Here is a 13,291-nt window from a genome sequence, read left to right on the forward strand (position 1 = left end):
CGGCAGATTCGAGGAGGCCGCGGCCATGATTACCGGTCTCGATCACGTCGTCGTCCTGACCGGCGACATCACGGCGGCCAGCGCCGCCTATGAGACGCTGTTCGCGCGGGCGCCGGCCTGGCGCTACAGCGGCGGTGGCGCGGATCGCACGTTGTTCACGCTCGACAACACCACGTTGGAATTGGTGGCGCCGCACGGCGACGACGATGCAGCCCAGCACATTCGCAATGCGCTCGCCGGGCAGGGCGAGGGGCTTGCGAGCCTCTGCTTCCGCACCAGCGATATCGCCAAGACGTACCGCAGGCTCGACCGGCTGACCCTGAAGCCCGAGCCGGTCGCCGAGGTCGAGAGCCGCGACGAGACCAGCGGCGCCACGTTGTCATGGAAGCGCACGCGCGCGGCGACCGACGCGACGCGTGGCGTGCGCATGTTCTTCCTGGAGCGGGAGCAGGAGCGGCCGCTGTCGGTGCGCACCACACAGGCCTTGATCACCGCGATGGATCATGTCGTGGTCTCGACCGCGGACCCGGAACGCGCCGCCGCGCTCTATGGCGCACGGCTCGGGCTCGACATGGCGCTCGATCGGTCACATCCGGAGTGGGGCCGGCTGATGTTCTTCCGCTGCGGCGACCTCGTCGTCGAGGTCACGCACCGGCCGGGCAAAGCGGAAGCTGACGCGCCGGACCGGCTGCGTGGCATCTGCTGGCGGGTGGCCGACATCGATGCCACGCATGCGCGGCTGCTTGCCGCCGGCGTCGACGTCTCGGAGATTCGCACCGGCCGCAAGCCCGGCACGCGCGTGATGACGGTGCGCAACGGCACGTGTGGCGTGCCGACGCTTCTGGTGCAGCCCTCGCAGGGAAAGCCAGACTAGGGTGCAGGTGATGCGCGTGTCGTCACGGCAGCGTGCGTGCCTGGGAAGCGCGTCCATTTTCTTCGTCATTCCGGGGCTCGCGAAGCGAGAGCCCGGAATCCAGCAAGCAACATGTTCTGTCGATGAATGGATTCCGCGCTCTCGCCAAAGGGCGGCGCGCCCTCAGGTGCGCAATTGCGCACCGGGGAATGACGGGGAGGATGCAACCGCGAGAAATATTCCCGCATGACCGTCACGACAACATTCGTTCTCAAACGCCGTGCGTCATGCTACATTCATCAATTCAGCATCACGGGCGATCGATTTGGCCAAGGCAAAGCGGATACAGAGATGGCAGCGCGATCCCCAGGGGATGCGGCTGCGGATTCTCGAGGCGGCCAAGCAGGAATTCGCCGCCCATGGCCTTGCCGGCGCACGGGTCGACCGTATTGCGGCCAATGCCGACGCCAACAAGCGCATGCTGTACTACCACGTCGGCAACAAGGAGGATCTTTATCTCGAGGTGCTCGAAGGCGCCTACGAGAAGATTCGTGCCGAGGAGCGCACGCTCGACCTCGAGCATCTCGATCCGCCCGAGGCGATCGGGCGCCTGATCGACTTCACGTGGAACTATTTTCTGCGCAATCCCGAGTTCCTGGCATTGCTGAACACGGAAAACCTCGCCAAGGCAAAACACCTGAAGCGCTCGACCAAGGTCAAGTCGATGCACTCGCCCTTTGTCGAGATGATCCGCACCGTAGTGACGCGCGGGGTCGAGAGCGGCGATTTCCGCGTCGCGGTCGATCCGGTGCAGCTCTATATCTCGATCGCGGGGCTCGCGTTCTTCTATCTCTCCAACAGCGCCACCCTGAGCGTGATCTTCGGCCGTGACCTGCTCAAGAAAGACGCCCGCGACGAGCGCCTCGAACACATGACCGCGCTGGTACTGGCCGCGCTGACCGGCAAGTCCACCGCCGCGTTCGGCGCGATGCCGGTGCCGCGCGCCGCGGAACACCGGGTGATTTGAGCACGTAGCCCGGATTTCGCTCCGCTCATCCGGGCCACGAAGACTACAAAACATTCGAGCCCAAAATCTTTCACCTGACGAAAGTAGGGGATTTCGGCGCGATTTTGCCGCGTGCGAGGGGCTGGACAGTATTTATCCAACGGGTTAATTTCTAGCCGAACTGAGAAACTGCAAGGGAGCGTGGCGTGGCGGAGGCAAAGAGCCCTTCGGGCCTGTCGAAGGTGCTGAATGCGGCGTGGGTGCGCCCGTTCCTGTTCCTGGTGGTCATCGTGGTGGCCTGGGACCTCTCGATCCGCCTGTTCCACATCCCGGCCTATCAGATCCCGTCGCCCGGCGACGTCGTCGCGGTGCTGTGGAGCGACTGGCCGGAACTGCTGCGGCAGTCCTGGCCGACCACCTATGCGACGATCTGCGGCTTCCTGCTCTCGGCGCTGTTCGGCATTCCCGTTGCGATGCTGATCGCGGGCTCGAAGACGGTCGAGAGCTACGTCTATCCGCTGCTGGTGTTCTCCCAATCGGTACCGAAGATCGCGATCGCGCCGCTGTTCGTGGTCTGGTTCGGCTTCGGCATCATCCCCAAGGTGATTTCCGCGTTTCTGCTCGGCTTTTTCCCGGTCGTGGTCTCGGCGGTGCAGGGCTTCAAGTCGGTCGACCCCGACATGGTCGATCTCGCGCGCGCGATGCAGGGCAGCCGCTTCAAGGTGTTTTGCGCAGTCAACCTGCCGCACGCGATGCCCGCGATCTTCTCCGGTCTGAAGGTCTCGGTGACGCTCGCGGTGGTCGGTGCCGTCGTCGGCGAGTTCGTCGGGTCCAATTCCGGCATCGGCTATGTGATGCAGCGTTCGATCGGCACCTTCGACCTGCCGACGATGTTCGCCGCATTGGTGATCCTGGCGCTGCTCGGCGTCATCCTGTTCTGGATCGTCGACCGCATCGAACGGCTGGTGATCCCCTGGCACGTCAGCCAGCGCGACGACATCAGCTTCGCTTCCTAGCGCGGCAACCGAACAAGCGGCCCACACAAGGGCCGCGGACAATAAAGGGAGAACAACCATGAAGCGTTTGATTGCGGTCGCCGGCGCGGCACTGGCCTGGACCGCGCTTGCGGTGGCACCGGCTGCGGCGGCCGACAAGGTCGTGCTGATGCTGAACTGGTACGTCTACGGCGAGCACGCGCCGTTCTATTACGGCAAGGCCAAGGGCATCTATGCCGCCGAGGGTATCGACCTCGAGATCCAGGAAGGCCGCGGCTCGGCCGCGACCACGCAGGCGGTCGCCGCCAAGACCGCCGATTTCGGCTATGTCGACGTGCCCACCATGATGCGTGCGGCGGTGAAGGGCGCGCCGGTGATTGCCACCGGCGTGCTGCTGCAGACAAGCCCGATGTCGGCGATGGGTTTTGTCGACAAGAACATCAGGAAGCCGGAGGACATCAAGGGCAAGACGGTCGCGATCACTCCGGCGGATTCGATGACCCAGATCTGGCCGCTGTTCCTGAAGAAGACCGGCCTGAAGGAAAGCGACTTCAACACCGTCGCCGGCGACGGCCAGACCAAGCTCAATGCCGTGATCAACGGCCAAGCCGATCTGTTGCTCGGCTACGTCATGGACCAGTCGATGAAGATCAAGGACGCCACCGGCAAGGACGTCTATCCGATCAAATTCGCCGACTACGGCATCAACATGGTGTCGTCGGGCATCATCGCGAATTCCGACTACGTGAAAGCCAATGCCGATCTGGTGCGCCGCTTCATGTCGGCGACGACAAAGGCGGTGGAGGCCGCGGAGAAGGACCCCAAGGCTGCCGCGCAGTCGATCCTCGACGCCAATCCGAAGGGCGGCAAGATCGGGACGCTGACGCAGGGGTTTGAGCTGACGATCCCGCTCTATCGCACGCCTGAAACCAAGGACAAGCGGCCGTTCCAGGTCACCGACCAGAACATGACCGAGTCGGTCAATCTGATGGTCGAATATGGCGGTCTCGACGCCAAGGCGAAGGCCAATCCGAAGGCGTTCTACACCAACGACTATCTGCCGAAGGGTAATTCGTGACCCACACTCAACTGTCGTCCCTGCCGAGTGCGCGATTGCGCACGGAGCAGGGACCCATAACCACCGATCTTATTTGTCGCGAAAGGTCTCTCTCCATGTGCCCGAACGAGAAGCCGCGGCGTATGGGTCCCTGCTTTCGCAGGGACGACGGGTGGAGAGAGGCGCGATGAACCCAGCAACCAAGCCAGCCGATATCATCCAGCCCGCCGCGCATCTGCGCCTGGTATCCGACCGTGCGGCCGGCGCTGCGCCGGGCATCAAACTGTCAGGCGTATCGAAGACCTACCGCTCGCGCGACGGCGACGTGCCGTCGCTGCGACCGCTCGACTTCACCATCAATGACGGCGAGTTCTTTGTCGTGGTCGGGCCCTCCGGCTGCGGCAAGTCCACGCTGCTCAAGATGATCTCGGGCCTGCTGCCGCCGACGACCGGAGAGGTGCTGGTCGACGGCGAGCCGGTGACCAAGCCGCACGGCAATGTCGGCATCGTGTTCCAGAACGCGCTGCTGCTGCCGTGGCGCAACATCCTCTCCAACGTGATGCTGCCGATCGATATGAAGCAGCTGCCGCGCGACAAGTATCTCGCCCGCGCCAAGGCGCTGCTGAAGCTGGTCGGGCTCGAAGGTTTCGAGAAGAAGCTGCCCTGGCAGCTCTCCGGCGGCATGCAGCAGCGCGCCTCGATCTGCCGCGCGCTGGTGCACGATCCCAAGATCATGCTGATGGACGAGCCGTTCGGCGCGCTCGATGCGATGACGCGCGAGCGGATGAATGTCGAGCTGATGCGGATCCAGCGCGAGACCGGCAAGACGGTTTTGTTGATCACACACTCGATCCCCGAGGCGGTGTTCCTCGCCGACCGCGTGCTCGTGATGACCGAGCGGCCCGGTGCGATCGCAGCGGTCTACGACGTGCCGATGCCGCGGCCGCGCTCGCTGGAGACGATGTCCGATCCCGTCTTCACCGAGCTGGTGCAGCGGATCCGCAAGCATTTCTTCACGCAGGGGTCACTGGACTAACACCCGAGCCTTCGATGCCGCTTCGTCTCGCAGTCAAAGATATCGTCTTCTTCGAACGGTCGCTGGTGTTTGCCCGGCCGTTCCGCTTCGGCGCCGTGACGATCACGGCGTCGACGCAGCTGTTCGTGCGGGTCGAGATCGAGGTGGAGGGCAAGGGCCGGGCGACCGGCGCCAGCGCCGAAATGCTGGCGCCGAAATGGTTCGACAAGCGGCCGCATCTGACCGAAGCGCAATCGCTCGACGGGCTTCGCCGCTCGCTTGCGATTGCACGCGAGCTCTATCTGGCGAACAAGGGTTTTGACACTGCGTTCGGCCTGCACGCCGCGTGTATCGGGTTGCAGGTTGCGGCTTGTGCCGCGGAGGACATTCCAGCGCTCGCCGCCGGCTTTGGCCCGGCTGAGATCGACAAGGCGATCCTGGATGCGCTGCTGCGCGCAGCCGGCGCGAATGTCTTCGACGGCATGGCCGGCAATATCGCCGGCATCGACGCGCGGCTGGCGACCGATCTCGAGGATGCCGCGATCGCGCGGTTCCTTGCGACGCGCCAGCGGCTCGACCGCGTCGCCGTCAGGCATACGGTCGGGATGGACGACAAGGTCGAAGGCGAGGGCGGTGTCGCCGACGCGAACGAGAACGCGGGGGCACGCTACTTCAAGCTCAAGCTCAACGGCGACCCCACGCATGACGCGGCGCGGTTGGCACGGATCGGCAGCGAGCTCGCCAAGCTGCCCTACGCCACCAAAGTCACGCTCGATGCCAACGAGCAATATGCTGACCTTGCCGCACTGAACGCGCTGGTCGAGCGGCTCGACCAGGACGCGGCACTGCGGTCGATCGCGGCGAACCTGCTCTATATCGAGCAGCCGATGCCGCGCGACATCACTAAGGCCTCGCCGCTCGGGAAACTGGCGGCGCGGACCTTCATCATCGACGAGGCCGACGATTCCTACGATGCATTCCCGCAGGTGCGGGCGCTCGGTTATCGCGGCATCTCCTCGAAATCGTGCAAGGGCATCTACAAGTCGGTCATCAATGCGACGCGCGCGGCAGCGTGGAGCGCGGATGGCAACCGGTATTTCATCAGCAGCGAGGACCTGACCTGCCAGGCCGGGCTCGGCGTGCAGCAGGACCTCGCGCTCGGCGCGCTGATCGGCGTCCCCCATGCCGAGCGCAACGGCCACCATTACGTCGACGGCTTCGCCGATACGCCCGCTGACGAGGCCGATGCCTTCCTCACCGCGCATCCCGATCTCTACACCCGCGCAGGCGGCAAGGTCCGCCTCGCGATCCATGACGGCGATCTCCTGACCGGATCGATCGCCGCCGCACCGGGCTTTGCCAGTTCGGTCCATCCGGACTGGTCCACCATGCAGCCGCTGAAGCGGCCAACACCACGCGTTTCGCAGGAGCAGACAGTATGACGACCAAACGCCTCGGCCTGATCATGAACGGCGTCACCGGCCGGATGGGGCTCAACCAGCATCTGATCCGCTCGATCGTCGCGATCCGCGAGCAGGGCGGCGTGCAGCTCGCGAACGGCGACCGCATCATGCCCGATCCGATCCTGGTCGGCCGCGACGCCGAGAAGGTCGCCGGCCTGGCGAAACGCTACGACATCGAGCGCCACACCACCGATCTCGATCGCGCGCTCGCCGACAACAACGACACCGTGTTCTTCGATGCCGCCACCACGCAGGCGCGGCCCTCGCTGCTGACCAAGGCGATCAATGCCGGCAAGCATGTCTATTGCGAGAAGCCGATCGCGACCAATCTGGAAGAAGCCGTTGCGGTCGTGAAGCTCGCCAACGCCAAGGGGCTCAAGCACGGCACGGTGCAGGACAAGCTGTTCCTGCCCGGCCTGAAGAAGCTCGCCTTCCTGCGCGACTCCGGCTTCTTCGGCCGCATGCTCTCGGTGCGCGGCGAATTCGGCTATTGGGTGTTCGAGGGCGGTTGGCAGGAAGCGCAGCGGCCGTCCTGGAACTACCGCGCTGAGGACGGCGGCGGCATCATCCTGGATATGGTCTGCCACTGGCGCTACGTGCTCGACAATCTCTTCGGCGAGGTCGAGAGCGTGGTCTGCATCGGGACGACCGATATTCCGGAGCGCTATGACGAGAAGGGCAAGAAATACCAGGCGACCGCCGACGATTCCGCTTACGCCACCTTCCGTCTGAAGGGCGGCGTGATCGCGCATATCAACATGAGCTGGGTGACGCGGGTCTATCGCGACGACCTCGTCACCTTCCAGGTCGACGGCACCCATGGCTCGGCGGTTGCGGGCCTGACCGACTGCGTGATCCAGGCGCGCCAGGCGACGCCGCGACCGGTGTGGAATCCGGACGAGAAGCGCATGCACGATTTCTATGCCGACTGGCAGAAGCTCCCGGAGAACGTCGTCTACGACAATGGCTTCAAGGAGCAGTGGGAAATGTTCATCCGCCATGTCTGCGAGGATGCGCCCTATAAATACACCCTGCTTGAAGGCGCCAAAGGCGTGCAGCTTGCCGAATGCGCGCTGAAGAGCTGGAAGGAGCGGCGCTGGGTCGACGTCGCCCCGATCGTAGTCTGAGAAGGGACTTTTGTCATGAACAAGTCAGTCCTGCCGATCTCGTCGCTGTCGCTGAAGCTGCCGACCGCTGGCGGAGTCCTCGAGACCTATCGCCTTGCGGCGTCGCGGACCTTTCCGGCGAAGCTCGAGGGCACGCTCAATCGTGTGGCGTTCTCGGCCGCCCATGTGGTCGCCGATCCCCGTGCCGACGTCGATCCCTGGCTGACGGCCGCGATCGACTGGGACAGGACGATCGCGTTCCGCGAGCATGTCTGGGACCTCGGCCTCGGCGTTGCCGAGGCGATGGACACCGCGCAGCGCGGCATGGGCCTGGACTGGGCGACCTCGCTGGAATTGATCCAGCGCTCGGTGAAGGCTGCCAAGGCCAAGGGCAATGCGCTGGTGTTCTCAGGCGCCGGCACCGATCATCTCGCGGTCGAGGATGCGAAGTCGATCGACGACGTCATCCGGGCCTATGAGGAACAGGTCGCGGCGGTGGAGAAAGCCGGTGGCCGTATCATCCTGATGGCCTCGCGCGCGCTGGCCAAGCTTGGCAGGACCGCGGACGATTATGCCAAGGTCTATGACCGCGTGCTGTCGCAGGTCCGCGAACCCGTGATCATCCATTGGCTCGGCGACATGTTCGATCCGGCGTTGGCTGGATACTGGGGCACGGCCGATCTCGACAAGGCGATGGACACGGCAGTCGCCATCATCAACGCCAATGCGGCCAAGGTCGACGGCGTCAAGGTCTCGTTGCTCGACAAGCAGCGCGAGATCGACATGCGGCGGCGGCTCGATCCGCGCGTGAAGATGTATACCGGCGACGACTTCAATTATGCGGAGCTGATCGCCGGCGACGACAAGGGCTTCTCCCACGCACTGCTCGGCATCTTCGACGCGATCGCGCCGGCGGCGTCCTATGCGCTGTCGCGGCTGGCGGCGGGCGATGAGGCCGGTTTCCATGACGTGCTCGGCCCGACGGTGCCGCTGTCGCGCCACATCTTCAAGGCGCCGACCCGCTTCTACAAGACCGGCATCGTCTTCATGGCCTATCTCAACGGCCACCAGGATCACTTCACGATGGTCGGCGGCCAGGAGAGTGCGCGGTCGACTTTGCATCTCGCCGAGCTGTTCCGGCTCGCCGACCAGGCGGGGCTGCTCGCCAATCCGGAGCTTGCGACACGACGGATGCAGGCCATTCTGACCACACGCGGCATCGACACCTGATGCGTGATTTTTCCGACGATCACCGCTGGCTGTCGCTGAACACGGCAACCGTCCGCAAGCAGGGCGATCTGCTTGCCATCATCGACGCCTGCGCGCGCCACGGCATCCGTGCCATCGATCCCTGGCGCGATCAGGTCGCAGCCGTCGGCCTCGACCGTGCCGTGCGCGCGGTGAAGGACGCCGGGCTCGATCTGTCGGGCTATTGCCGCGGCGGCATGTTCACGGCGGATCACGCGCATCGCAGCGAGGCGCGCGACGACAACCGCCGCGCGGTGGACGAAGCGGCGGCGCTCGGCGCTTCCTGCATCGTGCTCGTGGTCGGCGGCCTGCCGCAATATTCGCGGCCGGGCAGCACGGCGTCCAAGGACATCGCGACGGCCCGTTCGCAGGTGCATGACGGCATCGCCGAGATGCTGGACTATGCGAAACAGGCAAAATTGCCGCTCGCGATCGAGCCGTTGCATCCGGCCTATGCCGCCGACCGCGCCTGCGTGAACACCACGAAGCACGCGCTTGATATTTGTGACGCGCTCGATCCCGGCCGCAGCGGCGCGATCGGCGTCGCGCTCGACGTCTATCACATCTGGTGGGATCCCGAACTCAAGAGCCAGATCGTCCGCGCCGGCAAGGACCGGCTGCTCGCGTTCCATGTCTGCGACTGGCTGGTGCCGACCAAGGACATCCTCAACGACCGCGGCATGATGGGCGACGGCGTCATCGACATCAAATCGGTGCGTGCAATGGTCGAGGCGCAGGGCTTTGCCGGCTATTCGGAGATCGAGATCTTCTCGAACGACTGGTGGACGAGGCCGATGGATGAGGTCTTGGCGACGTGCATCGAGCGGCACCGCTCCGTGGTTTGACCCAGGGCCGGTGGACAAGGCGAAGCGTGCCCGCTATTCCGGGTGCTGTGGTGTGAACGGCGCAGAGCGCCGTTGAACGCCGCGGTCCGGATCTTCGGAGCACGACATGCGTTTGAGCCATTGCCACAATTTTCATGATTTCCGCGAGCTGGCGCGGCGGCGGCTCCCGGGGCCGATCTTCAATTATATCGACGGCGGCGCGGACGACGAGGCTACGCTTCGGCAGAACACCGCGAGCTTCGAGCGGTGCGACCTGGTGCCCAATGTGCTGCGCGGCGTAGAGAACGTCGATCTCTCGGTCACCGTGATGGGGCAGAAGCTGGCGACGCCGTTCTATTGTTCGCCAACCGCGCTGCAGCGCCTGTTCCACCATGATGGGGAACGGGCCGTCGCGGCCGCGGCATCGAAATTCGGTACGATGTTCGGCGTGTCGTCCCTCGGGACCGTGAGCCTCGAGGAATTGCGCAAGGCCTATGCGACGCCGCAGGTCTATCAGTTCTATTTCCACCGGGATCGCGGTTTGAACACGGCGATGATGCAGCGTGCCAAGCAGGCCGGCGTCGACGTCATGATGTTGACGGTCGACAGCATCACCGGCGGCAACCGCGAGCGCGACCTGCGGACCGGGTTCTCGATTCCGTTCCGCCTGACGCTCGGCGGCATGCTGCAATTCGCCATCAAGCCGGCATGGGCCATCAATTACGTCACCCATGAAAGCTTCAAGCTGCCGCAGCTCGACGAGCATGTCGACATGAGCGGCGGCGCGATGTCGATCGGGCGGTACTTCACCGAAATGCTCGATCCCGCCATGACATGGGACGACGTCGCCAAAATGGTGCGGGAGTGGAATGGCCAGTTCTGCCTGAAGGGCATCATGTCGGTCGAGGATGCCAAGCGTGCCGTCGAGATCGGCTGCACCGGCATCATCCTGTCCAACCATGGCGGCCGGCAGCTCGACGGCTCCCGGGCGGCGTTCGATCAGCTGGCCGAGATCGTCGATGCCGTGGGCGACCGGATCGATGTGATGATGGACGGCGGCATCAAGCGGGGCAGCCACGTGCTGAAAGCGCTGTCGCTGGGCGCCAAGGCTGTCGGCCTCGGTCGCTTCTATCTCTATCCACTGGCATCGGCCGGCCAGCCCGGAGTCGAGCGGGCGCTCGGTCTGCTGCAGGCGGAGCTGGTGCGGGACATGCGGCTGATGGGGTGTTCCTCGATCAGCCAGCTCTCCCGGGCAAACCTGCGGTTCAGATAGCCGCCCGGCTATGCTGCATCGCGCTCACGAATCCTGATCGCTGTGCGTGATCTCGAGCGTGACGAGCCGCGCCAGCAGCGTTGCGGGATAGAGTTGGCCGAAGATCGCCTCGAGATTGCACAGGCTGCGTGCGATCGGGTGCAGCGGGGCGACGTCGCCATAGCCGGTGGTCGTCAGCGTCATGAAGCTGAAATAGATCAGTTGATTCGCCAGCGCCGGACTGTCCTCCATCTTCATCCCGGAAAAGGCGTTCGGCAGCAGCGTGCCGATGAAGGTGTAGAGTGCCGAGAAGATCACGGCCACGGAGAGATAGAGCAGGACGGCACCGACGACGCGGTGATAGGTGACGCGGCCCGGCGCAAACGTCGCACGAGCCACCGTCACAGCGAGGGTGGTGCCGACGATCAGCCACGAGCCGGCGAACAGATTGAGGTCGAGGATCGAGGGCGAACGCAGCCTCAGGACTCCCCCCGTGACGATCATGGCAAGCGCAACCAGCATCGCGGTGACCGCGATTGCGCTTCCCGACATCAGGAACACGCCGCCGACCAGGAAGAGCGCGAGCAGCAGCTCGAAGATCTGGAATTCGAACAGGCCGAGGGCTTGGAGCGGCGCTATCACGAACATCATGATCATGATCAGGACGGTGAGCACGGTCAGCAGGGAGTCGCCCCAGCGCTCGCGCAGATCACCGATGCTCGTCCAATTGCGCTTCATTCCCGCCCCGCCACTCGGCATGACATCAGGATGCCGGTGCCGAACATTGCTTTGCGGCGGCCACAAACGCAAGACGGGAAACCGGCGTCGCGTGCACCGGGCGGTGAAGATCGCAGGCCGGCGGCTTCAAAGCGTTTTCGAGCGAAGTGGATCCCGGTTCGCGTCAAGAAAACGCGCTAAAACACGAATCTAGAGCCCCGTTCCGATTCCATCGGAACGGAAAAGGCTCTAGGGGCTCGCGACCTGCTGCAGCGAGTTGAAGCGTGCCTTCTGCTCGCTGCTCAGCATGGCGTAGAACTTGTCGAGCGCAGGCTCGATCAGCTGCGCGGCCTTCTGCATGGCCTCGAGCCGGTGCTGCATCGCCTCCAGCCGGCCGACCGGGGTCAGCGGCACATCGTTCGGGCAGGCCGCCTGCAGGTCCGCAATGGCCTTCGTGGTCGCGTTGCTCAAGCGGTCGAGCGCTTCCTTCTGCTTGCCCGCCGGATGAAGCGAGGCCTCGATCCGGTTGATCGGCAATTGGGCCAGGTCAGATTTCGAATCGCCGCAATTGCCGGATTGCGCGGTCGTGTCCTGCTGTTGCGGCGAACGCTCGCCGACATGTGGACCAAGCGTATTGAAGCGGGCCTGCTGCTCGTCGCTGAGTGCGCTGTAGAAATTTTCCAGCGCAGGCCGCACGATCTTGATCGCTTCGAGCGTTGCGCTGATGCGGTTCAGCATCGACCGCAAGCGGCCGGTTGGCGTCAAGGCATAACTGTCGGTGCAGGAGTCCTTGAAAACATTGGCCGCCTGCGCCGCGGCAGCCTTCAGATCGTCCAGCAAGGCGCGCTGCTGCTGGTCCGGGCGTACCGCCCGCGCGATGGCGGCAAGCGGCCAGGCCGTGACGCCCTTGTCGGGTTCACCGCACAGCTGCTTGATCGCCTGCGGGCTCGTATCGGCGCGTTGACGGGATCGAGTGCGGCCTGCGATCGACTGATAATCGCCGGGCTCGATGCTGGCATAGGCGGAGTAGGGACTGTTGGTGTCCCAGAACACGGTGTCGACGAAGTCGTCGTAGGCGTAGGCCCAATAGCCGGGCTCGTAGGCATAGGACCAGAACGTGTAGTCAAAGATGTCCGAATAGGCATAAGGCAGGAACACCGGGCCAAGCCACGCCACGAACGCGGCGCGGTGGCCGCGGTGCCAGGCATTCCGCGGCGCCCAGCCGCCTTGGCGCGCTGCAAGCGCCGCCTGGCCTTGCGCGCCGGCCTGCTCGCGGAAGCGCGCGGCAAATCGCTCGCGCTGGGCCGCTTGCGTCGCGGCGGTGGTTGCGGTGGCGGCCCCAACCGTCGCTGCTGGCCCCAATCGCTGCTGCCGCGCAAGGTCGGCTTGCTGTGAGCGCTGCTCGCGCTGCAGCAGGCGGTTCTGCGCCTGCAGGGCACGGTCATGGGCGCGTTGCGCGCGTGCGCCCTGGACATTCTGCGACTGCAACTGCTGCACCCGTTGCTGCAGGCGATCGATCCGGGTTTGCCGCTCGGTGGTCTGGCGCGAGAGCGTGTCGCGCTGCCGCTGCTGCGCGGCCTGCTGGCGTTGCTGGGTGAGCTGCTGCCGCTGTTGCGCGCGCTGTTGAATTCGCTCGGTCTGCGACGGCCGCTCGCTCACGCGCGACGGTGGGCTCGGGCGTGATGGCGTGGCCAAATGGGGAGCAGGGCGCTGCGGCGGTGCCCCACGACGGAATTCGGGTCGATGCGTTGCGAC

At 64.8% G+C, this 13,291-nt stretch carries 12 protein-coding genes; 10 read left to right on the forward strand and 2 right to left on the reverse strand.

The window, feature by feature from the left end; all coding sequences use genetic code 11:
• Positions 1-25: 25 nt before the first annotated feature.
• From JQ616_RS23325 to JQ616_RS23370, 10 genes are all read left to right on the forward strand, one after another.
• Positions 26-874, forward strand: a complete 849-nt coding sequence (locus JQ616_RS23325; RefSeq protein WP_212018428.1) for a VOC family protein — start codon at positions 26-28, stop codon at positions 872-874.
• 352 nt (positions 875-1,226) lie between these two features.
• Positions 1,227-1,880, forward strand: coding sequence for a TetR/AcrR family transcriptional regulator (locus tag JQ616_RS23330; RefSeq protein WP_249137156.1), 654 nt, complete (start codon positions 1,227-1,229; stop codon positions 1,878-1,880).
• 185 nt (positions 1,881-2,065) lie between these two features.
• Positions 2,066-2,875, forward strand: coding sequence for an ABC transporter permease (locus JQ616_RS23335; protein WP_212018432.1), 810 nt, complete (start codon positions 2,066-2,068; stop codon positions 2,873-2,875).
• Positions 2,876-2,933: 58 nt separating this feature from the next.
• Positions 2,934-3,932: an ABC transporter substrate-binding protein gene (locus tag JQ616_RS23340; protein WP_212018434.1), complete on the forward strand. Its 999-nt coding sequence runs from the start codon at positions 2,934-2,936 to the stop codon at positions 3,930-3,932.
• Positions 3,933-4,098: 166 nt separating this feature from the next.
• Entirely contained in the window at positions 4,099-4,947 is an 849-nt protein-coding gene (locus JQ616_RS23345; protein ID WP_212018436.1) for an ABC transporter ATP-binding protein, read from the forward strand.
• Between the two features lie 14 nt (positions 4,948-4,961).
• Positions 4,962-6,368 carry a hypothetical protein gene (locus tag JQ616_RS23350; RefSeq protein WP_212018438.1) on the forward strand — a complete coding sequence of 469 codons (1,407 nt, stop codon included), beginning with the start codon at positions 4,962-4,964 and terminating at the stop codon, positions 6,366-6,368.
• On the forward strand, positions 6,365-7,516 hold the full coding sequence (locus JQ616_RS23355) for a Gfo/Idh/MocA family protein (protein ID WP_212018440.1): 1,152 nt from the start codon (positions 6,365-6,367) through the stop codon (positions 7,514-7,516). The genes JQ616_RS23350 and JQ616_RS23355 overlap by 4 nt, the downstream gene beginning before the upstream one ends.
• Before the next feature lie 15 nt (positions 7,517-7,531).
• The gene (locus tag JQ616_RS23360) at positions 7,532-8,725 is read left to right on the forward strand and encodes a dihydrodipicolinate synthase family protein (protein ID WP_212018441.1); all 1,194 of its coding nucleotides are present in this window, start codon (positions 7,532-7,534) and stop codon (positions 8,723-8,725) included.
• On the forward strand, positions 8,725-9,588 hold the full coding sequence (locus tag JQ616_RS23365; RefSeq protein ID WP_212018444.1) for a sugar phosphate isomerase/epimerase family protein: 864 nt from the start codon (positions 8,725-8,727) through the stop codon (positions 9,586-9,588). The genes JQ616_RS23360 and JQ616_RS23365 overlap by 1 nt, the downstream gene beginning before the upstream one ends.
• Positions 9,589-9,694: 106 nt before the next feature.
• On the forward strand, positions 9,695-10,840 hold the full coding sequence (locus tag JQ616_RS23370; protein ID WP_212018446.1) for an alpha-hydroxy acid oxidase: 1,146 nt from the start codon (positions 9,695-9,697) through the stop codon (positions 10,838-10,840).
• 24 nt (positions 10,841-10,864) lie between these two features.
• Here JQ616_RS23370 and JQ616_RS23375 read toward each other — a convergent pair whose 3' ends face one another.
• Complete coding sequence (locus tag JQ616_RS23375; RefSeq protein ID WP_212018448.1) at positions 10,865-11,557, reverse strand: potassium channel family protein; 693 nt, start codon at positions 11,555-11,557, stop codon at positions 10,865-10,867.
• Positions 11,558-11,785: 228 nt separating this feature from the next.
• Positions 11,786-13,195, reverse strand: coding sequence for a Spy/CpxP family protein refolding chaperone (locus JQ616_RS23380; RefSeq protein WP_349630042.1), 1,410 nt, complete (start codon positions 13,193-13,195; stop codon positions 11,786-11,788).
• Positions 13,196-13,291: the final 96 nt, after the last annotated feature.

Origin of the sequence: Bradyrhizobium tropiciagri, assembly GCF_018130545.1 — a bacterium.
Taxonomy (GTDB): Bacteria; Pseudomonadota; Alphaproteobacteria; order Rhizobiales; family Xanthobacteraceae; genus Bradyrhizobium; species Bradyrhizobium tropiciagri_A.